The following is a 23,440-nucleotide window of genomic DNA, read 5'->3' as shown; positions in this document are numbered from 1 at the left end:
CACAGCGACGTGGAATGAGGCAGGGTTCGTTGATCGCTTATTCTTGCTGGCGAGAACACAGTGATGCGACGTGATCGAAGAATCGGAAAGCTGGAGGCTGAGCAGAGCGGTGTCGACCAGCGTCACAGCACTTACCCTCGGCGGACTCGACCAACTGCCGGCGCACACCCGCCGCTGCGTGTTCTGGGAGATCGATCCGGCGGTCGCCGCGGATTCGCGGGAGTTCAGCGATCCGGTCTTCGAGAAAGAGGCGTGGCTGTCCACGGTCATGCTGGAATGGGGTTCCTGCGGCCAGGTGGCGAACGTGGACGGCAAGGTGGCGGGCTGCGCGCTGTACTCGCCGCCCAGCGTGGTGCCACGTGCGGCACTGTTCCCCACCTCCCCCGTCAGTCCGGACGCGGTGCTGCTGACCACGCTGAGTTCCGAATTCCCGCATCGGGACGGTGATGTCGCGCATCGCCTCGTGCAGGCCGTCGTGGCCGATCTGGTGCGCCGCGGTGTGCGCGCCTTGGAGGCCTTCGGCATTCGCAACGATCCGCCGACCAAGGCCATGTCGGATCGCACGGTCGGCTCGATGCGGCTGATGGAACGTATCGGCGCGCCCGCGCGCGGTGTCCGTTCCTCGGAATGCGCGCCCGAAACCTGCATGATCGACGCGGATTTCCTCGAGGACGTCGGATTCGAGGTCGTCGCCGCGCACCACCGCTTCCCGCGCCTGCGGTTGGAATTGAACTCCGATCACGGGTGGAAGGAAGACGTCGAACGCGCCCTCGATCAGTTGCTGGCCGCCGCCGCGCTCACCGCGCCGACCCGCATCGGCGTCTGATCGGCGTTCGACAGCAGGCACGAATGCCGATGCGCCCCCGTCGACTCGAAGTCGGCGGGGGCGCACCGTATCCGGTGAAGTACTCGTTCAGATCCGATCGGCGGCGGCGAGTTCCTCGGCCAGCAGTTCGGCGAAGGTGTACGTGCCGGTGGGCTGGTCGTCCTGCCCGAGCAGGTAGAGCCGCTTGACCGAAATGAGGATGGCCTCGGCGATCACATCGCGCATCCGCGGATTCGTGAGGATGGAAGCGTCGTAGGTGTTGGTGAGGTAGCCGATATCCACCTGCACCGTCGGCATCTTGGTGAGCCGCAGCAGATCCCAGGTGCGTGAATGGGTCCGGCAGTCCTGCAGCGAAGTCCTGGCCACCACTTCGCGCTGGATGAAGCCCGCGAGCACCTGGCCGATCATCGAGACCGACCCGTGCGAGTTGCCGAAGTGGAATCCGGCGACGCCGTTGGCGAGCGGACTCGGATTGGTGGCGCAACGCAGCGAGATCATCAGATCGGCGTCGAACGCGTTGGAGGTTTCCGCGCGTTCGGCGTCGGTGGGATTGGCGCCCCACGGCCGCGACAGGAACGTCTCCATGCCGGTGGCGGCCATCCGGCCCTCCAGGCGGCTCGCGAGATCCCACAGGATCTCGGATTCGTAGACGTCACCGAATTCGCTGGGCACCGAATAGCCCTTGTCGGGACCGCCGAGGCCGGGATCGATGACGATCCGCTTACCGGTGAGCTGCGGACCCGCGCGGTGCACGACCTCTTCCTCCGCGATCCGGTGCGGATTGCCGCCGGTGACCCGCGCGCCCAACAGTTCCAGCGAGCGCAGCGTGTCGGGACCGCAGATGCCGTCGGCGGCGAGCCCGATTTCGCGTTGGAAGGCGGTGAGGCCCTCGTGGGTGTGTGGGCCGAAGTAGCCGTCCACCCGGTGGACGTAGAAGCCTAGATCTTGCAGTCTGCGTTGCAGCGTCGCCACGTCGTCGCCGTAGAGCGGCGCCGAGAGCTGATAGATCAGCGTCCGCGCGCCGAGGCGGTACGACGCCTCCTTGAGTGCCCGGTAGGTGGCCGGGCCGACGACACCGTCGACGAGTAGTCCGCGATGCTGCTGGAACGCGCGGACAGCCGAATCCAGCGGATGATCGAAGGAGGCTTCGGTATCTTTCCAGTACTCGCGCGCATCGGACTGGTCGTTGCCGACCGCGTGCGCGTGGAGGAACCCGAGACTTGCCAGGGTGCTCCGAACCTCTGCGACGGCTGGACCGGAATCGCCGTGACGAAGTCGGTGCATGCGTGAGAGCCCTTTCCTTCCGTCCATCCGGGTACCCACTCATGCGTTGGGATACACCTTCGCGCGACCGGAGCTGTGTTCGAACCGCGCCGTTCGCGGGGCCTGCGTTGGTACGCAGGCCACCACCTCCGGCCCGTCGTTCACGGCGCGTGGTCGATTGTCTCAGACCTGACCCGGAATCAGACAATTACCGGGGTGCAGGAATCGTACGGCGCGTCGTCGGACCGACGGCGTTCTTTGGAGACTCGATTTCACAACGGCATCGGCCGCCGTGTCAGAGGACATCCTCTAGTTCGCTCAGCAGGGCGGCTTTGCCCTTGGCACCGACGATTTGCTTCACCGGCTTTCCACCGGAGAACAGCAGCATAGTGGGAAGCGACAGGATCTTGTAATCGCGGGCGGTATCCGGGTTCGCGTCCACGTCCAGTTTGGCGACGGTCAGCTTGTCGGCGTGCGCGCCCGCGATCTCCTCGAGCACCGGGGCGACCATCTTGCATGGACCGCACCAGGTGGCCCAGAAGTCGACGAGCACCGGCTTCTCGCTCATCAGCACGTCGTCGGTGAAGGTGGCGTCGGTCACGGTGACCGTGTTGGCGCTCTCGGACATGGTTGTACTCCTTGCGGTGATGGAACTTCGACGACGGATTCGGCTCGTCAGGCCTGCGCGACGGGTTCGCCCGCGTGGTCGATCGTGTTGGCGGAGATGTCGCCGCGATCGGCCAGCCAGCGCTCGGCGTCGATTGCGGCGCGGCAGCCGGTTCCGGCGGCGGTGATGGCCTGGCGGTAGGTGTGATCGACCAGGTCGCCCGCGGCGAAGACGCCCGCGACGGCGGTGGCGGTGGAGGGGTGCAGCACCTGGACGTAGCCTTCGCCGTCGAGTTCGACCTGGCCCTTGACCAATTCGCTGCGCGGATCGTGTCCGATGGCGACGAACAGCCCGGTGGCGGCCAGTTCGGACTCCTCGCCGGTGCGGGTGTCGCGCAGCGTGAGACCGGTGACGCTCGAATCGCCGTTCACCTTCGCGACCTCGGCGTTGAGCCGGAATTCGATCTTCTCGTTGGCCTTGGCGCGCTCGAGCATGATGCGGGAGGCGCGGAACTCCTCGCGGCGGTGCACGATGGTGACCTTCGAGGCGAACTTGGTGAGGAAGGTGGCCTCCTCCATCGCCGAGTCGCCGCCGCCGACGACCACGATGTCCTGGCCCTTGAAGAAGAAGCCGTCACAGGTGGCACAGGCGCTGACGCCGCGCCCGAGCAACTCCTGCTCACCGGGTACGCCGAGATAGCGTGCGGCCGAGCCCATGGCGAGGATGACGGCGTGGGCGCTGTAGGTCTCGCCGCCGACGGTGACCGTCTTCACGGTGCCGGACAGGTCGATCGCGTCGACGTCCTCGGTGCGGATGTCGGCGCCGAAACGCTTGGCCTGCTCGCGCATCTCCTCCATGAGGTCGGGGCCCATGATGCCCGCGCGGAATCCGGGGAAGTTCTCGACCTCCGTTGTGGTCATCAGCGCGCCGCCGAATTGGGTGCCCTCGAACAGCAGAGGCTGAAGCTCCGCGCGCGCGGCGTAGACGGCGGCGGTATAGCCTGCGGGTCCGGAGCCGACGATGATGAGGTCGCGAACTGGCGTGCTCATGAGGCCCTTCCAAGGTGAAAGCTGGGGAACATGGGGGTCAACAACAGCGTAAACGGCCTTGTTCCCATGATGACCCCCACCGGTCGGTCCCGGTGCGCACCGAGATCTGTATCACCACGCGGACGGTGGCGCCCCGAAGGTCAGCCGATATCGGTGATCTTGCGGACCTGCGGGTCGCCCGCGCCGCATCCTGGGCCGACGACCAACGCGGTGATCTTCGGCGTCCTCGGGCCCGCCAGCAGGATCAACACCGCGCGCGAGCCCTGGTAGGTCATGTCGGTCGAGCCGAGGACGGGCCGATCCAGGCCCGCCGCGTGCACACAGTTCGTGAGGGCGGTCCGGTTGGCGAGCGGGCCGCTGACATCGTTGCGGCCGAGTGCCGCCAGCGCCGCCGTGACCGTCAGGTCGTCACCGATCCTGTCGTCGCCGGTGGTCGGCGGCTGCGCGGTGGGCGGGGTGTCGTCGGTGCTCAGCAGCCGGGCAGTGACACCCGCGCCCGCGACCACGGCGAGGACCGCCGCGGCCGCCGCCAACCACCGCAGCCGGGTTCCGCGCCGCGCGCGCAGCTCGACCACCGGCGCCGACCCGTTGGCGGCCGGACCCGCGGCGGCGTCGACGGGCCGCGGATGCGCGGAACCCGTTGAGGCGTCCGCATCGGAGGCTGGTTCGAGGTCTTCGAGGAAGCGTTCCAGGCGATCGGCCACGTCGACCGGCATGGGATGCAGGATCGCGTCGTCGTCGGCGAGGGCGCGCAGGCGGCAGCTCACCTCGTCGAGACCTTGCAGGTACTCGCTCGCCTCGGAATCCGCGTGGACGACGGTCCATAGGCGGGCACTCACCTCGGGAGCCACGTTCCCGGCGTGCAGATCGGCCAAGAGCTCCGCCGAGAACGGAGGCTGCGGTATGGAACGGATCGCCATCGCACCTCCATCGCTCTCATTCGACATCGCTACCCCGAGACGGGCGCCACGGGCGTACCCCTGGAGTTCGGGACATCCGGGGCACTACTTCTCCATCGTTCAGTCGGTCGTCACTATTAATGACGCACCTCGATTACTTCCGGTTCCCCGGATCGCGCAGAAACTCCAAACGTTCTTGCAGCCGCTGTCTGGCGCGCGCGCATCGGCTCTTGATGGTCCCCTCCGGCACCCCCAGCATCGCCGCGGCATCCGCCACGCTATACCCCTCCAGATCTATCGCCACCAGCGCGGTCCGTTGATCCGGCGGCAAGGAGAACAGCGCGCGATCGACCACCAGCGACATCTCGAGTTCCGCGAATTCGTCGCGGTCGTCGACGGGCTCGGGCATGGTCTCCGGGGACAGCGAGATCGCGCGCCGAGTCTTGTTGCGCCGGATGCGATCCAGGCACGCGTTGACCACGATCGCGTGCAGCCAGCTGCGCACCTCGGCCTCCGCCCGGAACGAGCCCGCGGTGCGGTGCGCGGACAGCAGCGCGTCCTGCAGGGAATCGGCGGCGTCCTCCCTGGTGTAGGAGGTGCGCAGCGCGGTCTGCCAGAGATGATCGTTGTGCCTGCGCAGGATTTCGGCGAACGCGTGCCGCTGGCCGCCGACATGGGCGCGCAGCAGTTCGATATCGCTGAGTTCGTCGGGTATGAACGGGCGCGCGCGGCACGCGACCGGCCGCGATTTCCCCCCACGGGAATCCTCGTTCACCTCGGACGACAAGCCAAACCCCTTGCGCAGCGCTCACGAAGTGACGGACCGGCGGGTCCGCACCCAATATTTCGCAGCATCCGAAATCGCGACACCAGATCCCGGGAAGCTCCCCTGCTGTGGAGCGCCAAGGCATCATATCGAGGGCACGAATTCGCAGCAACCTGCCCGAATGCGGGCGGCATCCGACCGCGAGAGCGGAGGAGGGAGTCGCGCGAGCGTGAAAGGGAATGGGGCGCGTACGGTTACGGCGCCGCGTCGAAACGGATGTCGGCGATGGCCGACTGGAACTGGCTGCCCGAATTGCCGAGTCCGGTGATCCAGACCAGCACGTAGCGAGCCGAGACGTCGGCGCGCACCGGGATCTCGGTGGTGCCGTTGTCGAGCTTCGCCGACCCGATCAGCTGGGTCTGATCGAGGGTCGGCGCTTCGGTGGGCGAGGTGCGGATCTCCACGGCGGTGCCCGCGCTCGGCGAGGTGATCGCGACATTGGTGAGCCTGGCCGGACTCGGCAGCGTCGCCATCAGCCCGACCCCCTTCTTGAGGGCCGGGAACTGCTGGAAGTACTGATCGGTGCGCCAGGCGGTGCTCGCGTTGTTGTCGATCACCGCCTGCACGTTGCTCGCGCCGTCGGGAGTGCCCTCCGGGGAGAACACCGAGACGCCGGTCACCGGCACCGGGATGCCGCCGGTCGGCGTGGCGGTGGAGACGACGCCAGGTGCTGGCGCGGGTGTGCTGTTGGTGGTCAGGCCGATGATGCGCTGCTCGTCCAGCGGCGCGTCCGAGGCGCCGGGCGCGAAAACGCTGACCATCCACCAGATCACGATGCCGACCACGAGCGCGGCCAGGATGCCGAGGCCGACCATGATCCACATCATGCGCTGGGACCGTTCCCGTTCCTGGGCGAGCAGTTCGGGGTCGGCGAGGGATTCATCGATGGTGTTCACGGCTTGCTGGCGCTGCCCGAGCCGCAGCACCGGGATGAAATCGGTCTTCTGATCGACCACCGACGCCTGTTCGAGCACATGCTGCACGGTGGCCGCCGTGCGCACGCCCTTGTTCGACTCCAGCGAGCGCACGGCCACCGCCGAGATCTCGAACGGCACCTCGGGACGGATCTGCCTCGGCTCGACCGGCGTGCCGTCGGAACCGAAATCGGCCAGACGCAGACCGCCGACGGTGGCCGCGGTCCCGGTGACGCCGCCGCTGCGGATCGGCCAGCGCGCGGTGATCAACGCGTAGAGCATCGCGCCGAGACCGCGCACGTCGGCCTGGGCGTCGGCATCGGAGAGCGTGCCGGGGAAGGCGAGCACGGCGTCGCCGGAGGCGCTGATCCTGATGCGGTCGGGATGGTCGATCGACAGCGAGCCGCCGCCGCGGTGGGCCAGTTCCGCCGCCGAGGCGAGCGCGCGGATGGCGCGGGCGGCGCCGATCGGCGATGGCACCGTCTCGGCCATCTCGCGCAGCGAGCGGCCCGGCGTCCACTCCGCGACCACGATGCCGCCGGAACTGCCGCGCACCACGTCGAGCACGCGGGCCAGACCTGGCGAGTTGATGCGGCCGAGGCGCAGCGTGCGCGACAGGATCGCCTGCGGACCGTCGTGACCGGAGTTCTCGGTCGCCTTCTGGTCGGCGTCGACGAAGGTGAGCGCGACCTCGCGGTCGAGTTTGATGTCGAGCGCCTGCCAGAACCGGAGTCCGCGCGCGCCGCCGTGATCGGCGAGCAGACGGTAGCGCCCGCCCGCCACCGACGCGCCCGGCATCAGCTTCGGCCCGCGCGGCACCCGACGACTCGCCGGATCCGCGGACGGCGGCGCAGGCTGCGGCGGCGGCATCTGCGGAATCGGGATCATGCCGGTGTCGTACATGGGATCGCGGGGCGCTGGCCCCTGACCCTCGGGTCTGCTCTCGGGCGGTCTCTGATCCGGCGTGGGCGAGCCGGGGTCGACGGACCGGTCCGCGGCGTCGGAGGCCGACGGATGCGCTGTGGCGCGCGGTCCGACCGCGGCGTTGGGACCGGCGGCGTGCGGGACATCGGTCGAGAGGCCGCCTGACGCGGCCGCAGAAGAATCGGCGGCTGGGACGCCGCCCACCGCCGCGTCGTCGCTCACCTTTGGTCCTCCTTCGCCCTGATGTGTCGAAGTTCCGGCGAATTCGCCACTTGTGCTCTTCTGCCGAACAGGGTACGGGAACTCGCCCTTACCGGTGCTGTCAACGGCATCGGGTCTGATCACGGGCAACACCATGGTCTGGGTGTCCATATACGGGTCGAACGAGGGATACCCGTACAGGTCCGGTCGACGCAACACCTGCGTCGCATAGACGTCCTCGACCGGCGCTTCGAGGTCGAGATCCGGTGCGGGCGGGGTGAATCCGAGCCTGCGCGACACCGCGACGGTGAGCCCGACGATCTCGGGCACACCGGCGAGTCGCATCAGTCCGAACGCGACGCTGAACATGACGATCGCCGAGATCACCACGGTGAACAGCGACGCGATGCCGCCGGAGAGCCGGTTCAGGCCGAGTACCGCGTTCACGATCAGCATCACCGCGCCGCCCGCCGCCGAGGCGAGCACGACCCGCGTCACGGTGCGTCCCACATTGGCCATCCGCAGGTCGCCGAGGCTGCGGTGCAGCAGGAATCCGCCGATCACGGCGCCAACGGTGAAGCCGAGTCCGGTCGCGACGCCGAGGATGATCACGACTTGGTCACTATTGTTGGCCAGTACCGGGGCCAGCGCCGAGAACAGCACCTTGATCGCGGTGATGCCGAGGATGATCCAGGTCGGCGTCCATGCCTGTTCCCTGGCGTAGAAGACGCGCAGATGGATCAGCACCAGCGCGTACGGGATCAGCGCGAACACCGACCAGCTCACCGCCTGGCCGAGCCGTTCGGCGTCGCCCGCGAACCGCGCGTAGCCGAACAGCGCCTGGCCGAGTTGCGGACCGGCCAGGGTCATGAAGGTGACCACCGGCACCAGCGCGATCATGGTCAGCCTGGTCGCCACGGAGAGGTCGTCGACGACGGCGGGGGTGTCGTCGGCGGCGGCGTTGCGACTCAGCCGGGGCATGATCGCGGTCAGCAGCGTGACGCCGAGGACGCCGTAGGGCAGTTGCAGCAGCAGCCAGGCGTTCTGGTAGATCGCCGGACCGGCCTCGTCGGCGGTGGAGGAGATGTGGTTGGCGAAGATCGCGCCTGCCTGGCTGATGAAGACGTACAGCATGATCGCCGCGCCCATCCGGCCGAACTGCTTGAGGCGCGCGTCCACACCCCACAGCGGGCGCAGATCGATGCCGTACCTGCGGATCGCGGGCAGCAGGCTGACGGCCTGGGTGATGACGCCGAGCGTGATGCCACCGCCGAGGACGAGCAGCTTCGGATCGCTCATCTTCACCGGGTCGAGGGTGATCTCCCCCGGCGTGAACGCGTACAGGCCGAGCACGACCAGGACGACCATATTGTTCAGCACCGGCGCCCATGCGCCCGGTTTGAACGCCTGCCTGGTGTTCAGGATGGCTGTGAGCAGCGCCGACATGCCGTAGAAGATGATCGCGGGCAGGAGTAGGTAGGTCAGGGCGGTGGTGAGATCGGTGTTCACCTTGCCGTCGGAGGACACGAAGATGTGCGTCGCCAGCACCGGCGCCGCCGCCATCGCGAGCAGCGTCGACACCAGGAGCACGGTGAACGCGGCGGTCACGAGTCTGCGGACGAAGGCGACGCCGCCGTCGGCGTCCTCCTGTTCGGCGCGCACCAGCGTCGGCACCACGATCGCGGTCAGCACGGCGCCGAGCACGAGTTCGGCGATCATGTTCGGGATCAGGCTCGCCGATGTGTAGGCGCTGGCGATGGCGGGACCGAGCGCGGTGAGCAGCAGCAGTTGCTTGCCGAAGCCGGTGATGCGGCTGATCAGGGTCGCGATGGCGATGGATCCCGAATCCCGCAGCAGTCGGGCGTTGGCGCTCTCCTCCGGTGCGGCCACCGCGGGCTGCTCGGCGGTGCTGGTGTGGTCGGCGGGCGACACCGCGACCGGTCGCCCGGCCATCGGCCCCGCTCGGCGCACGGGTTGCGGCTGCTCGCGGTCGCGCGGGTGCGGTGCGGGTTCGGCGTGCTCGACCGGGACCGGCCTGCGGCGCTGCGGCGCGGGATTCGGTTGCGGTTGGGGGTAGTTCGGGGGCGACGCGAAGCGTTGGGCGGGCGGTCGGTTCGGCGGCGCCTGCATGTGCTGGGGCGCGGCGGACTGCGCCGGTCCCGGCTGTGCTTGCCCCCGCTGCCTGCGACCGGCCTGCGGCTGACCCTGTCGTCCCTGTCCCGGTTGCGGCTGTCCCGGTTGCGGCTGCCCCGCTTGGGGATGGCCCGGCTGAGGTCGGCCCGGTTTCAGTTGACCGGGATTAGGTTGGGCCGGATTCGGTTGTGGCTGTTCGCGGCCAATGGGCGGTTGCCCCGGCCCTGGCGGTTGCCCCTGTCCTCGCTGCGGTGGTCGCACTCGGCCCTGACCGGGCGGCGGACCCGGCGGGTACGCCCGCTGACCGGGACGCGGCCCGGCTTGCGGTTGCGCGCCGGGACGCGGGGCAGCCGGATGCGGCGCGTCAGGATGCGGTCCATTGGGATGCGGCGCGTTGGGATACGGCGCGGCGCCTTGGCGCGGACCGGGCCGCTGTGGCTGGCCCGGCTGCCGCGGCTGGACGGGTATCGGCCCGGACTGGGCGGGCATGGGACCCGACGCGGGCATCGGTCCGGAAGCGGGCGGTCGTCCGCGCGGCGGCGGTGGCACCCGGCGACCCTGCGGCGGCGGCCCGGGACGGCTGACGCGGGGGGTGTTCGGCGGCTGCCCGCCGTACGGATCGTGCGGCGTCACGCCGGGATCCTCGGACGCCTCATCCTGCGGCACGCCGCGTTCCCACGGCGCCGCGGGCGACCGGCGGACCGGTGGCCCGTCGGGTCGTTCGTCAGGTCTGAACCGATGAGCGGACAAGTCATCGTCGCTCATCATGCCTCCTGTATCGCGCTGGACCCCGGCATCCGGCTCGCTCGCGGTGCGGCGTTTCGCCCGGCGTGCTCGGTCGACCACTCACCATTGTGCGGCCACGGGGGCCGCGCCACATAGACGACGTTGCCGAACATGTGTCCCGAATCGGATCGCTGTCCGGTTAAAGACGCATGTTCATCCCTCGTGCGACTCACGCATGACCTTCCTACGCAAGCGTCCATAGCGGACGACCCGCCGCCTGATGCCGGAATCGACACCCTCGTCCGCCGGATCGGGCTTGCCGCGGAAGCGTCGCCACAGCCGCCTGCCCGCCAAGACCACCAGCAGCAGCGCCGCGCACGCCGTGATGATCGCCAGCGCCTGACCGTAGGCGTTGGACCGGACCGACACCACCGTCGAATCGCCGAGCGCGACACCGTCCGGGGTCGTCAATGAGATGGGGATCACCAGGTTCCGGCTGTCACTGACCTCGGAGGGGATCTGGAACGACCGAATGCCGTTGGGCGGCAGTAGCTGCTCGCCGATGTCGGTGATCTTCGTCTCCGCGGGCGCGCCGATCAGGAACCGCACCCGGATCGCGACCGGCAGATCGTTGCGCGCCACCAGCAGCAGCGGACTCTGCTCCGAGGCGAGCGTGTACACGCCGCCGGGCGGCAGCACGGTCACCGACCGGTACAGCCGGTCCAGCGCCGTCGTGGTCTGGTCGAGCCTGCGCTGGGCGAAGGTGTCGGGTTGGGCGCTGTTGCCCGACCTGCGATCGGAGAGCGTGAGCACGCGGATCAGGTCGTCGCCGAGCGGGGAGAGGAACTGCTGCGGCGTCGGCTCGGACTCGGGCACATCGACCAGCGCGCGGCCCAGTTCGGTGGTCCTGGTCGCCTGTTCCCTGACCGGGAGCACGAAGCGTTCCGGCGCCGCGTCCTCGGCGGCGCGCGACAGGTAGTTCAGTTCATAGGACTGCCCGTCGGCCGGTTCGGTCAGCAGATCGGTGAACGGGCGCGCGGTCGCCAGATTCGCGCGCAGCAGCGAGTCCACCTGCCGCAGCAGCGCGCCCGCCTCGTCGCGGTTGGCGCCCCACTGCTGCGGCGGCATGAGCAGCAGCGAACGCGGGCGGCCCGACGCCGTGTCCAGCGCGCTCCACGAGATGGCGCCGAGCGCGTCCTGCAATCGGGCGGCGCGCGAGTCGTTGGTGACCTCGTAGCGGACCCGCGCGGGTGTGAACGACGGGGTGGGCGGATTGGAGCCGACGGCGGCGAGCGCGGTCGCCGACCAGATGTCGAAGGTGGCGACGCGCAGCGCGGGATCGACGGCGGGTGCGCCGCCCGAGCCGCCGGGCGGCGCGGACTCCTGCAACGCACCGACCACCGGTTGCACCGCGACCTCGGGGATCCGGACCAGCGGCGGCGCGGCGGTCTCGGTCGGCGTCTGGCCGATCGACCCGCCGAAGCCGGTGCCCGAACTCACCTGGGTGGAGTCGGCGTCGTGCGGCGCGCCGACCGGCACCGCGGCCGAATCGGCGAGTACGGCGGTGGTGACACCGTGGCTGCGCAGCAGGCTGCCCGCGCTCGTGTCGATGCTCCCGGAATCGGGCAGGCCGATCCCGCGCACCGAGCGGGTGGACAGGATCGTGTCGACGATGTCGGCGGGCGCGTGCAACGCCCGCGCGGTCAGTCCCGCGTCGTTGACCGCGGCCAGCGCGGAGATGTCGACCTGGGCGAAGGGCAGCGCCACCGTGCACACCGACCCCGCGACCGCGCGCAGCCGTTCCAGCCACGCCAGCGCGGCCTCCGCGCCCGACCCGTCCCTGGTCGCGCCGCCGGGGTCGGACGGGCTGGCGAGCACCCGGTAACCGTTGGTCATGGCCTGCGCGGTGAGTAGCAGGTCGGGGTCGATCGCGACGCACAACGCCGAGGCCAACCCACCTTTCGCGGCGCCGTTCGCGGCGAGTGCGGTCTCCAGCGCGCCGAGCAGCTGGTCGAGCCGTCCGCCCTTGGCGAGCGAGGCGGCCAGGTCGTCGTCGGTGAGTTCGGCCTTGCCGTTGACCGATCCCGGTACGCCCGCGATCATCCGCGGCCGGTCCGCGAGCGGCCACACCATGGTCGTCGCGACCGGCGCGTTCGCTGCCGCCTGCACCGGCGCGGCGCCCTGACCCGAGGACGGCAGCCCGAGCACCGGCAGCAGGAAACGGGCGTCGTCGAGTCGGGCCTGATTGCCGTAGGCGGGTTCGCCGTTCACATTGAGCAGCAGCGGATATACGCCGGGTTGGGTGATGTCGAGGGACGGGCCGCCCGAACCGTCGGGGCGCAGCGGGATGGTGACGGTGAACTGTTTGCGCTGGCCGGGGCTGAGTCGTTCGGCGACGTCCTCGAAGGGGCCGGTGAGGTCGTAGTTCACCTGGTCCAGGCGCAGCGCGTAGCGCAGGTCGCCCGGTTCAACGACGGCCGCGGCGCGCTGGATGCGGATGCTGACGTCGTCGACGACGCGGTCGCCGATATTGGTGACCGTGCCGGCCACCGTCAGCCGGTTGTCGCCGGTCGTGGTCACGGTCGACGGGTTCACCGAGTCCAGCGAGAGTTTGAGGAATTTCGGGGTCGTCGAATTGCTCGAGCCGGTCGGTTGCGCCGTGGCGGCGCCGTCGAGCAGTCCGGGCAGCATTGTCACCGAGCCGAGCAGGATCAGGACCGCCACGATGATCCGGAACAGTCCACGCGTCATCGCTTGCCGGTCTCCATCCGGTCGATCAATCGATTCGCCATCTCGGCCAGCCGTCGCTCGTCGGCGTATGCCAGACGGGAATCCAATTCGCTCAACGGAACCCACGCGACCTGTGTGACCTCGACATCGGCGTCCGACAACTCGCCGCCGACCGAACGCATGAGGTAATGATGCACGGTCTTGTGTACCCGGCGACCCTCGGTGACGAACCAGTAATCGATGCTGCCCAGTTCGGCCACAACGACGCCGTTGATCCCGGTCTCCTCGGCGACCTCGCGGATCGCCGTCTGCTCCGCCGTCTCGCCCTCTTCGATATGGCCCTTCGGCAGCGACCACAGCAGCCTGCCGCGCCGGTCGGTGCGACCGATCAGTGCCGCGCTGCGCTGCTCGCCGGGACCGTCGAGTCCGGCGACGACCAGACCGCCCGCCGAGGTTTCCCGCACGGTGCGCATGCGCGGCTTGGCCGCGTTGGCCGCCGAACCGCGGCGCCGGGGCTGGCGGCGTCGACTGTTCGCGCGATCGGCCGGAGACACCTAGCAATCCTACTGTGCTCGTCGCGCACCCTTTCGGCGCGGCGTGTTCGCGCCCGTGACCGCTCGGTAAGCTGCCTTTTCGTGGTTTCGCCCAAGTCCAACGATGACCCCGAGTCCGCTGCCGCCGTGTCGGATCGACGCACCCGCTTGCTTGCCGCCGCCGCGGTAACCCTCGGCGGGTTGTCGGAGGTGCTGACACCGCTCGGGGCGTTGTTCGCGGCCCGAGGATACGAGTTGTACCTCGTCGGCGGCAGTGTTCGCGACGCCGTGCTCGGGCGGCTCGGCACCGATCTCGACTTCACCACCGACGCCCGCCCCGACGCGGTGCAGGACATGATGCGCGGCTGGGCCGACCACATCTGGGATACCGGTGGCCTGGCCTTCGGCACGGTCAGCGCGTCGAAGTCGGATCAGCAGCTCGAGATCACCACCTTCCGCAGCGACACTTACGACCGTGTCTCCCGCAATCCGGAGGTGACCTTCGGCGACACTCTCGCCGGTGACCTGGTCCGCCGCGATTTCACGGTCAACGCGATGGCGGTGCGGGTCGGCGCGGACGGCGCGCTGGAGTTCATCGACCCGCTCGGCGGTATGGACGCGCTGCTCGCGGGCGTCCTCGACACACCGGCCGCGCCGCGCGACTCCTTCGACGACGATCCGCTGCGGATGTTGCGCGCCGCGCGCTTCGTCTCCCAGCTCGGATTCGATCTCGCCCCCCGCGTGCGCGTGGCGATCGCGGAGATGGCCGAACAGATCGACCGGATCACCGCCGAACGGGTCAGGGTCGAACTGGACAAGTTGATCGGCGGCGCGCATCCGCTCGACGGAATCAATGTCATGTGCGAGACCGGGTTGGCGCAACAAGTGCTGCCCGAGGTTCCCGCGATGAAACTGGAGATCGATGAACACCATCAGCACAAGGACGTCTACTGGCATTCGCTGACGGTCTTGCGGCAGGCCGTCGAGTTGGAGGACGGTGACCCCGACCTGGTGTTGCGGTGGGCCGCGCTGCTGCACGACATCGGCAAGCCCGACACCAAACGCAACGAGGCGGGCGGCGGGGTCAGTTTCCACCACCACGAGGTGGTCGGCGCGAAGATGGTGCGCAAGCGGATGCGCGCGCTGAAATATCCCAAACAGTTCACCGAGGAGGTCGCACGGCTGGTCTTCCTGCACCTGCGGTTCCACGGGTACGGCAAGGGCCAGTGGACGGATTCCGCGGTGCGTCGCTATGTCACCGACGCCGACGACCTGCTGCCGCGCCTGCACAAACTGGTGCGCGCCGACTGCACCACCCGCAACAAGCGTCGCGCGGCCGCCCTGCGCGCCACCTACGACGAACTCGAGGAGCGGATCGAACGCCTGAAGGAGCAGGAGGACCTGGCCAAGGTCCGCCCCGATCTGGATGGCAACGCGATCATGGAGCTGCTGGATCTGCCGCCGGGGCCCGAGGTCGGCAAGGCGTGGAACCATTTGAAGGAGCTGCGCCTGGACCGGGGTCCGATGTCGCGGGAGGAGGCCGAGGCGGCGTTGATGGACTGGTGGAAGTCGCGGACGTGAGGCTTCGTCCGGTCGGTTGGACGGATCGGCGGCGGTGCCGATCGTGCGGCGGCGGTGCCGATGGATCGCGGAACCGGATCGAGTTCGGCCTCGCGAACGGCCCGCGTCGTGGCACAGTTGACTGAGGCGCCGAGCCGCGCCACACCCCCGGAGGAATGCGTATGCCGCTGGATCTGAACAGTGATCTCGGCGAGGGATTCGGCGCGTGGACGATGGGCGACGACGCCGCCATGCTCGACATCGTCACCAGCGCCAACATCGCCTGCGGGTTCCACGCGGGCGACCCGTCGATCATGCGGCGCACCTGCGAGGTCGCGGTGGCGAAGGGGGTGCGCATCGGCGCGCACATCGGCTACCGCGATCAGGCGGGCTTCGGCAGGCGCGCGATCGCCATGGACCCCGCCGACCTGCGCGACGAGATCCTCTACCAGATCGGCGGCCTCGACACCTTCGCGCGGATCGCGGGCGACCGCGTCCGGTACGTGAAACCGCATGGCGCGCTCTACCATTCGGCCGCCGCCGACCGCTCCGCCGCCGATGCCGTCGTGGGCGCGTTGGTCGAATTCGGCGCCGAACTGGCCCTGCTCGGGCCTGCGGACAGCCAACTCGAGCAGTCCGCGGCGGCCGCGGGCCTGCGCTTCGTCGGCGAGGGCTTCGCCGATCGCGCCTACACGCCACGCGGCACACTCGCGCCGCGCGGCACGGAAGGCGCGGTCCTGCACGCGAACGACGCGGTGGCGCAAGCGGTATCGATCGCGACATCGGGGCGGGCGCGCGGGGTCGATGGTCGAGAGGTGAAGGTGACGGCCAAGAGCATCTGCGTCCACGGCGACACCCCCGCCGCCGTGGAGATGGCACGACGGATCAGGGAATCCCTGCACGATGTCGGCGTGCCGCTCGAATCGTTCGCCTGAGCGAGGTCGCGGAATGCGAAGTCGGGCCATAGGCGGATCGGAACGGTGCGTATCCACGCGGCGGGGATTCGAGCGGCCGAGATCGGGTGCGACGCGATGACCGGCGCGGATGCCACCGATCGGAGTCCGGAGCGGGGAATTCGCCGTGCTGGTGATCGGGCGTTATTGGTCACCGCCCCGGTCGCGGAATTCGTCGCCGCTTTGCGCGAACATCGTCCGCCAGGTGTGCGGGATGTGCTGCCCGCGGCGGAAACGGTACTGGTAACGCTGGATTCGGTACGGGCGGGTGAGACGGTGCGTCGCGAACTGGAAGCGCTGCTCGGTGATCTCGACGCGGTCGCCGTCGCGGATGTGTGGTCGGGGATGGGCGAGCCGGTGCGTATCCCCGTGCGTTACGACGGCGCGGACCTGGTCGAGGTCGCGGGACTGCTCGGGATGGAGGTCGCCGAAGTGGTCGCCGCGCATACCGGCGTCGTATGGCGTTGCGCGTTCGTGGGATTCGCGCCCGGATTCGGCTATCTGGAATCTCCCGACGGGCGGTTGGCCGTGCCGCGTCGAGCGCAGGCGCGCACGGCGATCCCGGCGGGTGCGGTGGCGCTCGCGGGCGGATATTCGGCGGTGTACCCGCGCTCCTCCCCCGGCGGCTGGCAGCTGATCGGGCACACCGACGCGCCGATGTGGGATGCGGGCCGCGAGCAACCCGCGCTGGTCAGGGCGGGTGCGGCGGTGCGGTTCGAGGCGGTGGACCGATGATCGACGTGCGTGCGGTCGGTCCGCTCGCGACCATCCAGGATCTCGGGAGGCCGGGCTGGTTCGATTCCGGCGTCGGCCCGGCGGGCGCGGCCGATCGCGGTTCGTGCGCGCTGGCCAATCGGCTCGTCGGCAATCCGGAGAGCGCGGCCGTCATCGAGGTGCTGCTCGGCGGACTCGAACTGCGCGTGTCCCGGCACCACACGATGGCGGTGACCGGCGCCGCGGCGCAGGCCACTGTCGACGGCGTGCCGGTGGGCGCGGCGAGCGTGCTGGAACTCGAGGCAGGTCAGGTGCTGCGATTGGCCATGGCGCGCAGCGGTTTACGCAGCTATGTCGCGGTACGCGGCGGATTCGACGTCGAACCGGTGCTCGGCTCGCGCAGCCGCGACACCCTGTCCGGGATCGGCCCGCAACCGTTGCATCCCGGCGACCGGTTGCCGATCGGTCCGCCGCCGCGGACGATTCCGATCATCGACCTCGCCCCCGTCGCCGCTTTCGGGGCCGATCCGCTGGTGGTGCGTGCGCTGCCGGGTCCGCGCGCGGACTGGTTCAGCGAACCGGACGCGCTTTTCGCGGGCGACTGGACGGTGTCGGCCGATACCGATCGGATCGGCGCGCGGCTCGACCGCCGGACCGGGCCCGCGCTGCGCCGCCGGATCACCCGCGAATTACGCACCGAGGGTATGGCTTTGGGGTCGGTTCAGGTGCCGCCGAGCGGTCAGCCCGTTGTGTTCCTCGCTGACCACCCGATCACCGGCGGCTACCCGGTGATCGCCGTGGTCGTCGACGCCGACGTGGACGCGATCGCCCAAGCCAGGCCGGGCACCCGGCTACGGTTCACCAACGCCCCCGCGTGAATGTGACCTTCGCACCTATGTATTCGGCCCCGGACCGCAGTCGCCGCGCGTGAACTCGTTGTGGCCGCGCGGATCCGGTGGCGCCACGGCCCGGACTCACCCACGTGCGCGAACGGCGACAGTCGACATCCGCGAGCGGTCATGCGCCACAGGTTCACTTACGCGCGTGAACATTCTCTAGACATCGGCCTCGGTCCGTCCGTGGGCCAGGTGCACCCCGGTGCGGGTGAAGTTCAGCGCGGCTCACGCAGTTTCGCGCGCATCAGGTAGACGTTGTAGGTGTCCCATGCCGACACCGTGAAGTACAGATCCTTCGAGGTCGACCACGGGTGGATGAAGCCGCCGTACGCCTTCGGGTAGTCGGCGGTCTCCACCAGCGGCACCGCGTCGGTCCACAACCCTTGCGGCGTAGGCGCTTCCCGCAGCATGATCGCGCCGCGGACGGGGTCGAGGTAGACCATCTGCCAGCGATCCGATCCGGCGTCGTGGCGGACCGACAGTTCGCTGGCGATCCCGAAGAACAGTGGCGTCGCCCGACTTTCGGCGGCGGGCGCCCACCGCCCGTCCACCCAGTACTGGTACGCGGACTTGTTCAGCACGTCTTTGCCCGGCACCCGCGCCAACGCCGTGACGCCGACCCGGCCGTTGGGCGTGCCGAACATGTAGACGTGGTCGCCGTGCGGCACCATCGCGGTGACCTGGAAGCGTCCGGTCCCGAAGAAGTTGTCCCACTTGGCGTGCTGATCCTTGACCCAGGTATTGCCGCCGTCGTCCGACCAGGCGATGCCGCCGTAGTTGGTGGACCAGGTGCCCGGCACCCGCCCCCAGTGGTTGACCGACATGTAGCTCAGGTACTGGCGCTTGCCGATCGCGAACCCCGAGGTCGGGATCACGGTGGTCTCCCAGTTCTTGATCTTGCGGCTGGCCAGGAATTCCGCGGCGTGACAACGGCTGTCCTGGACCATGGTGTCGATGGTCAGCCCGTCCGACAGGTCGGCGTCGGAGCTGAACGCCAGCACATTGCTGCGCCAGTCGGGCCCGTCCGCTCCGCCGTATTCCCAGCCCGCGCCGAACGTGTCGCCGAACACCACCGCGACCTTGCCCGGTTCGGTCTCCCACATGAGTCCGAGGTCGGTTCCGTCCACCTGCCAACGCATATCGGTGCGGTTCTCCGAGCCGTGCCCGGTGATCTGCTTCACCAGCTCCACCGATTCGACATGCGGCCGCGTCACCGCCTCGGCCACGGGACCGGGTTCGGACGCGGGCGTCACGCGCGGCGGTGCGGGCTGCGGAGGATCGCCCGCCTCCCCCGGTATCGGTATCGGGATCGGCTCGATGTCGGGCCGGACGGTGATTTTCGGCAATGCGAACGTGCCCGATCCCGAATTCGACCCCGAGCCCGACCCGGAACTCGAGCCCGACCCCGAGCCCGACCCGGAACTCGAGCCCGACCCGGAACCCGATCCAGAACTCGAACCCGACCCTGATCCGGTATCCGGTGCGACCGCGGATTCGGTCTTGTCGGGCTTGTCGGGCTTCTGACTGTCCCGCACGTCCGGACACGGATTGTGACAGGGATCAATGGGCAGCGGCTCGGGCACGATCCGGGTGTTGTCCTGCGCCGGATCCGGCGGCACCGGCGTGATCTCCGGCCACGGAATGGGTATGTCGATCTGCGGCGGAATCTGGATCGGCGGCGGCAATGGAGCATTCGGATCGGGCTTGCGCACCAGCGGGTCGAACCCCACTTCTCCGCACACGTTCACCGGTGGAGGCGCCCACGGCGCGGGCCCCGCATGCGCGCTCGGCGCAGGCAGCGACAACGCCCCCAACAGGGCCACACCAACGAGCGCAGGCGATTCCAGGTTCCGCAGCAGCAGACCCATGTCCGTTGACCCCCTGTCGATTCGGACCACAGGAAGATCAACCTACCCCACTGTGTCTATTTTGCGTCGCCTGCGGCGCCGCGGGTTCGCGGCCCTTTATGTCTCGCGTCCGAGCGGTCGAGACTTGCGACTTCGTCGCGTGCGCTTCGACCGCTCGGACGCGAGACGGCCGCGAACCGGGCACCTTCGGTGCCCCCTCGGGCTCAGCCAGGGGAGCGCTGTGGTGGTTTCGGTTGTGGTCCGGCGTTTGGGAACCCCGGGCCGGGGGCGACGCCAAGAAACACAACACGGAACCGGTAGGCGGGTGGTTGCGTCCAAGTTCGTATGAGCGAGATCGAGTATGTGTTCGGCACCGGGGACGGCGAGATCACGGTGTGGTCGTCGGAAGCGGATCTGGATCTGGCCCGGACCGGCACATCCGACGCGGTACGGCTGGATTTCGACGGTGACGGTCTGGCCGATGACGCGCTGTGGGATCCCGACGGCTCGGGTGTCGCCGATATCGCCGCGCTCGATCTCGACGACGACGGCTTGCTGGACCATTTCTATACCGACCCTTCCGGGCTCGGCACTTGGGAGCACCGCATCACGGGTTCGCCGGAGGACGCCGAGCGGGAGCCGCTGGCGTGGATCGTGCGCACCGATCCTGTACCGGATGCAGGTCCGGAATCGAACAAACTGTTCATAAACGGGCTGACTGACGTGTTATCGGAGTATCCGGTCACTCGTCCCGAATCCGCGGTCCGTCCGTGGGATGCCGATGAGCTGATGGAACACACCGGCCCGCTCCCCGATCAGCGCGGTCGCCTGCTGGAGGGTTCCTTCGAGGCGGACGACCGCACCGGCTGAACCGGGTCGGCCTAGGGGCAGCCTGCGCGCGGCGGCGCCGACCGCCCGCGCCGCAATGTGGCCAGCACCGCCGCGATGCCACCGCCATAGACGGCGGCGCCGGTGAGGACGAGCGGCAGGGAGCGGCCGTCCGAGGGGATGACGCTCGCGGCAGCGGCGATGGCGAGTACGAACGCGATGTTGAAGACGGTGTCCTGGAGTGCGAAGACCTGTCCGCGTCTGGCGTCGTCGATCTCGATCTGCATGGTGGCGTCGCCTGCGAGTTTGATGGTCTGGCCCGCGAGGCCGAACAGGAACGCACCGACGAGCAGCAGTTCATGGGCGCGGTGGGCGGCGGGGCCAGGGTCGGCGACGGCGATGGGGGTGACTAGGGTCAGTTGGACGACGAGCGCGACGCCGAGTCCGGTGAGTACCGCTCCCGGTCTGCCGATGCGCGGGATCAGCAGCGGCGCGACGACGGCGGCGACGAGCATGCCCGCGGCGGTGGCGCCGATGGCGACGCCGAATCCGATCAGTCCGCCGTCGCCGCCGGAGCTCTGTCGCAGCACGAGCACCATGACGAGGGTGTTGGCGCCGAACACGACACGGTGCGCGCCGATGCCGATCATCGCGGTGGTGACCTGGGCGGATTGCCATACCGCTGTGGCGCCGGTGCGCAGTCCGGTGGCGATCGCCTTGACCGCGCTGTACGCGACCGCCGTTCCGGGTTCGGGTCCGAGGACGCGCGCGCCGAAGCGGGTGGCGACGGCGATGCTCACGAGTGACCCGCAGGCGCTGACGGCGACGGCGACGGCCGAGCCGCGGTCGCCCGCGCCGATCACACCGATGATCGCGACACCGGCGGCGGCTCCGACGCCCGCGCAGCCGGAGGCCACGGTCGCGAGCAGCGAGTTCATCGGCACCAGCCAGTTCGGCGCGAGCACCCGGGGTAGCGCCGCCGATACCCCGGACAGCACGAATCGGCTGACTCCGACGACGGCGAGAGCGAGCAGCAGCAGCGGTGTCTCGCCGATGCCCGCGAGCAGTCCGATGGCGGCGAGCGCGATCAGCGCGGCGCGCAGCGCGTTGGCGACGAGCAGCACGTTGCGGCGGTCCCACCGGTCGAGCAGTGCGCCCGCGTACGGTCCGATCAGCGAGTACGGCAGGAGCAGTACGGCGAATCCGGCGGCGATGGCCAGCGGGTCGGTTTCGCGTTCGGGGTTGAACAGAATGGCGCCGGACAGGGCGGCTTGGAACATGCCGTCGCCGAATTGTCCGGCGAAGCGCACTGCGGACAGGCGGGCGGCGGCCGGATGTTCGCGCAGTGCGGTCAGCCAGGCGGTCGCGCGCTCGCCTGCCGGTAGCGGGCTTGGTGGGTGACCGGTGGACACGTCGCCGATTCTGCCCGCTCGGGTGGCCTGTTCGCTCATCCGGGGCGGGTCGGATCGAGCGATTCGATCAGCGCGCCGATGATTTGCCGGGTGTCGGGCGCCATGGGCAGCCGGTCGAGGTCGTCGGCGCCGATCCAGGCGTGTGCGTCGTGTTCGCCCGGCGCGAGTTCGACCTGTCCGGCGTCGGCGTCGACGACGAAGCTGAATTTGCGCACCCTGGCCTTGCTCCTGGTGGCGTAGTCGATGGCGCCGAGGAATTCGGTGATTTCGCGCACACGCAGTCCGGTTTCCTCGAACAGTTCACGTGTCACGCATTCGGCGAAACTCTCCCCGGATTCGACGCCGCCGCCCGGCAGTTCGTACATGCCGCCGTAATAGTCGTCCGGAACTCGCCGGACCACCAGGAGTTTGCCGTCGCGGAATACGGCGACGCCGACCACGAAATCACCGATACCGTCGGTGTGCGCGGCGGCGCGGAGTTCGCGCTCGATGCCGCGGAGTTGCTCGGACCGCATCTGGCTGTCACCTCCGGTTACGTTGTGCCGCATCACGTTACGCATCTATGTTGGAGTATTCGGAATCGCTGTCGCGGTACCTTACGTCGCCGCGCTTCGATTCGACATACCGGTTGGTACTGCTCGCCTGCCGTTCACCCGCTGGTCGCTCGCGTAAAATGCCGAGTGCAGCACAATTTACTAGGAATTCGGAGTACCGCCCCGTACGTACTCCTACCCTGAAAGGTGATCGGTGCACGGTCCCGAGAGGAGGACCACGATGTCCACACTCACGACACCACACATCGATGTCCATCGCGGCGGCGACCGCATGAAGACCCGCGTCTCCTGGCTGGATTCGAAGCATTCGTTCTCCTTCGGGGAGCACTACGATCCCGACAACACCCATCACGGCCTGCTGCTGGTGAACAACGAGGACGTGGTGTCGCCCGGCAAGGGCTTCGACACCCACCCACACCGGGACATGGAGATCGTGACCTGGGTGCTCGACGGCAGTCTGGTCCATCAGGATTCGCTCGGGCACAGTGGTGTCATCTATCCGGGTCTCGCGCAGCGGATGAGCGCGGGCACCGGCATCATGCACTCGGAGAAGAACGACGCGTGGCGGGTCGACGGCTCGCCCGTCCACGCCGACCCGGTGCACTTCGTCCAGATGTGGGTGGTGCCCGACGAACCCGGCGTCGACCCCGGCTACCAGCAGCTCGAGATCGACGACGAGTTGGCGAGCGGCAAACTGGTGACGGTGGCCTCGGGGCTGCCGCGCTACCGCGATCGCACCGCCATCACGATCAACAGCAGTCATTCGGCGCTGCACGTCGCGCGGATGCCAGGCGATCCCGAACACGGCGTGGATCTGCCCGACGCGCCGTACACCCACGTGTTCGTGGCGTCGGGCGAGGTGGAGATGGAGAGTGTCGGCACCCTCTACGAAGGCGACGCGGTCCGGCTGACCAGGACCGGCGGTCAGCGCGTCATCGCGCGCGGACCCGCCGAGGTGCTGGTGTGGGAGATGCACGCCCGACTCGGCGGTTCCTGAGGCCGCGACCCGACCCGGCACGGCACTCGTACGCCGCGCGCGTCCGGG

18 protein-coding genes are annotated in these 23,440 nt (G+C 69.1%); 7 read left to right on the top strand and 11 right to left on the bottom strand.

Features of this window, described 5'->3' with window-relative positions; translation table 11 throughout:
• The first annotated feature begins 109 nt into the window (after positions 1-109).
• Positions 110-826, top strand: a complete 717-nt coding sequence (locus IT779_RS33715; RefSeq protein ID WP_196153561.1) for a GNAT family N-acetyltransferase — start codon at positions 110-112, stop codon at positions 824-826.
• A gap of 87 nt (positions 827-913) precedes the next feature.
• Here the strand turns inward: IT779_RS33715 and IT779_RS33710 are convergent, their stop codons facing one another.
• The 8 genes from IT779_RS33710 to IT779_RS33675 form a co-directional block, all read right to left on the bottom strand.
• Complete coding sequence (locus IT779_RS33710) at positions 914-2,110, bottom strand: N-acetylmuramoyl-L-alanine amidase (protein ID WP_196153530.1); 1,197 nt, start codon at positions 2,108-2,110, stop codon at positions 914-916.
• A gap of 274 nt (positions 2,111-2,384) precedes the next feature.
• Entirely contained in the window at positions 2,385-2,717 is a 333-nt protein-coding gene (gene trxA / locus IT779_RS33705) for a thioredoxin (RefSeq protein WP_196153529.1), read from the bottom strand.
• Positions 2,718-2,764: 47 nt separating this feature from the next.
• A complete protein-coding gene (trxB, locus tag IT779_RS33700) occupies positions 2,765-3,745 on the bottom strand; it encodes a thioredoxin-disulfide reductase (RefSeq protein ID WP_196153528.1) in 981 nt (326 codons plus the stop codon).
• Between the two features lie 140 nt (positions 3,746-3,885).
• The gene (locus IT779_RS33695) at positions 3,886-4,665 is read right to left on the bottom strand and encodes a hypothetical protein (protein WP_196153527.1); all 780 of its coding nucleotides are present in this window, start codon (positions 4,663-4,665) and stop codon (positions 3,886-3,888) included.
• Between the two features lie 133 nt (positions 4,666-4,798).
• Positions 4,799-5,359, bottom strand: a complete 561-nt coding sequence (gene sigM / locus IT779_RS33690; protein WP_332839083.1) for an RNA polymerase sigma factor SigM — start codon at positions 5,357-5,359, stop codon at positions 4,799-4,801.
• 305 nt (positions 5,360-5,664) lie between these two features.
• Positions 5,665-9,462, bottom strand: coding sequence for a murein biosynthesis integral membrane protein MurJ (locus tag IT779_RS33685; protein WP_196153559.1), 3,798 nt, complete (start codon positions 9,460-9,462; stop codon positions 5,665-5,667).
• Positions 9,463-10,581: 1,119 nt separating this feature from the next.
• A complete protein-coding gene (locus IT779_RS33680; protein WP_196153526.1) occupies positions 10,582-13,119 on the bottom strand; it encodes a DUF6049 family protein in 2,538 nt (845 codons plus the stop codon).
• Positions 13,116-13,652: an NUDIX hydrolase gene (locus tag IT779_RS33675; protein ID WP_196153525.1), complete on the bottom strand. Its 537-nt coding sequence runs from the start codon at positions 13,650-13,652 to the stop codon at positions 13,116-13,118. Before IT779_RS33675 ends, IT779_RS33680 begins: the two co-directional genes overlap by 4 nt.
• Before the next feature lie 81 nt (positions 13,653-13,733).
• Here IT779_RS33675 and IT779_RS33670 point away from each other — a divergent pair, with 81 nt between their 5' ends.
• From IT779_RS33670 to IT779_RS33655, 4 genes are all read left to right on the top strand, one after another.
• On the top strand, positions 13,734-15,212 hold the full coding sequence (locus tag IT779_RS33670) for a CCA tRNA nucleotidyltransferase (protein ID WP_408637817.1): 1,479 nt from the start codon (positions 13,734-13,736) through the stop codon (positions 15,210-15,212).
• A 161-nt stretch (positions 15,213-15,373) separates the two neighbouring features.
• Complete coding sequence (locus IT779_RS33665) at positions 15,374-16,126, top strand: LamB/YcsF family protein (protein ID WP_196153524.1); 753 nt, start codon at positions 15,374-15,376, stop codon at positions 16,124-16,126.
• Between the two features lie 96 nt (positions 16,127-16,222).
• A complete protein-coding gene (locus IT779_RS33660; protein WP_196153523.1) occupies positions 16,223-16,879 on the top strand; it encodes a 5-oxoprolinase subunit B family protein in 657 nt (218 codons plus the stop codon).
• Positions 16,876-17,736 (top strand): 5-oxoprolinase subunit C family protein, encoded by an 861-nt coding sequence (locus IT779_RS33655; RefSeq protein WP_196153522.1) that lies wholly within the window; start codon positions 16,876-16,878, stop codon positions 17,734-17,736. Before IT779_RS33660 ends, IT779_RS33655 begins: the two co-directional genes overlap by 4 nt.
• Before the next feature lie 233 nt (positions 17,737-17,969).
• Here IT779_RS33655 and IT779_RS33650 read toward each other — a convergent pair whose 3' ends face one another.
• The gene (locus tag IT779_RS33650) at positions 17,970-19,622 is read right to left on the bottom strand and encodes a DUF4185 domain-containing protein (RefSeq protein ID WP_196153521.1); all 1,653 of its coding nucleotides are present in this window, start codon (positions 19,620-19,622) and stop codon (positions 17,970-17,972) included.
• 324 nt (positions 19,623-19,946) lie between these two features.
• On the opposite strand from IT779_RS33650, the gene IT779_RS33645 reads away from it, so the two are divergent.
• The gene (locus IT779_RS33645) at positions 19,947-20,471 is read left to right on the top strand and encodes a hypothetical protein (RefSeq protein ID WP_196153520.1); all 525 of its coding nucleotides are present in this window, start codon (positions 19,947-19,949) and stop codon (positions 20,469-20,471) included.
• Positions 20,472-20,482: 11 nt separating this feature from the next.
• On the opposite strand, the gene IT779_RS33640 is transcribed toward IT779_RS33645, so the two are convergent.
• A complete protein-coding gene (locus IT779_RS33640; protein WP_232542352.1) occupies positions 20,483-21,880 on the bottom strand; it encodes an MFS transporter in 1,398 nt (465 codons plus the stop codon).
• Positions 21,877-22,356 carry an NUDIX hydrolase gene (locus IT779_RS33635; protein WP_196153519.1) on the bottom strand — a complete coding sequence of 160 codons (480 nt, stop codon included), beginning with the start codon at positions 22,354-22,356 and terminating at the stop codon, positions 21,877-21,879. Before IT779_RS33635 ends, IT779_RS33640 begins: the two co-directional genes overlap by 4 nt.
• A gap of 259 nt (positions 22,357-22,615) precedes the next feature.
• On the opposite strand from IT779_RS33635, the gene IT779_RS33630 reads away from it, so the two are divergent.
• Entirely contained in the window at positions 22,616-23,392 is a 777-nt protein-coding gene (locus tag IT779_RS33630) for a pirin family protein (RefSeq protein WP_196153518.1), read from the top strand.
• Positions 23,393-23,440: the final 48 nt, after the last annotated feature.

This window comes from Nocardia bovistercoris, from assembly GCF_015674855.1.
Lineage (GTDB): Bacteria > Actinomycetota > Actinomycetes > Mycobacteriales > Mycobacteriaceae > Nocardia > Nocardia bovistercoris.
This window is presented reverse-complemented; position numbering and strand designations above follow the sequence as displayed.

Bases quoted from the DNA above. Each gene is read 5' to 3' on its own strand.
- IT779_RS33635 (WP_196153519.1), bottom strand. From the start codon at position 22,356: ATGCGGTCCGAGCAACTCCGCGGCATCGAGCGCGAACTCCGCGCCGCC.
- trxB (WP_196153528.1), bottom strand. From the start codon at position 3,745: ATGAGCACGCCAGTTCGCGACCTCATCATCGTCGGCTCCGGACCCGCA.
- IT779_RS33650 (WP_196153521.1), bottom strand. From the start codon at position 19,622: ATGGGTCTGCTGCTGCGGAACCTGGAATCGCCTGCGCTCGTTGGTGTG.
- trxA (WP_196153529.1), bottom strand. From the start codon at position 2,717: ATGTCCGAGAGCGCCAACACGGTCACCGTGACCGACGCCACCTTCACC.
- IT779_RS33660 (WP_196153523.1), top strand. From the start codon at position 16,223: ATGACCGGCGCGGATGCCACCGATCGGAGTCCGGAGCGGGGAATTCGC.
- IT779_RS33640 (WP_232542352.1), bottom strand. From the start codon at position 21,880: ATGAGCGAACAGGCCACCCGAGCGGGCAGAATCGGCGACGTGTCCACC.
- IT779_RS33695 (WP_196153527.1), bottom strand. From the start codon at position 4,665: ATGGCGATCCGTTCCATACCGCAGCCTCCGTTCTCGGCGGAGCTCTTG.
- IT779_RS33685 (WP_196153559.1), bottom strand. From the start codon at position 9,462: ATGGCCGGGCGACCGGTCGCGGTGTCGCCCGCCGACCACACCAGCACC.
- IT779_RS33680 (WP_196153526.1), bottom strand. From the start codon at position 13,119: ATGACGCGTGGACTGTTCCGGATCATCGTGGCGGTCCTGATCCTGCTC.
- IT779_RS33710 (WP_196153530.1), bottom strand. From the start codon at position 2,110: ATGCACCGACTTCGTCACGGCGATTCCGGTCCAGCCGTCGCAGAGGTT.
- IT779_RS33645 (WP_196153520.1), top strand. From the start codon at position 19,947: ATGAGCGAGATCGAGTATGTGTTCGGCACCGGGGACGGCGAGATCACG.
- IT779_RS33630 (WP_196153518.1), top strand. From the start codon at position 22,616: ATGTCCACACTCACGACACCACACATCGATGTCCATCGCGGCGGCGAC.
- IT779_RS33665 (WP_196153524.1), top strand. From the start codon at position 15,374: ATGCCGCTGGATCTGAACAGTGATCTCGGCGAGGGATTCGGCGCGTGG.
- IT779_RS33655 (WP_196153522.1), top strand. From the start codon at position 16,876: ATGATCGACGTGCGTGCGGTCGGTCCGCTCGCGACCATCCAGGATCTC.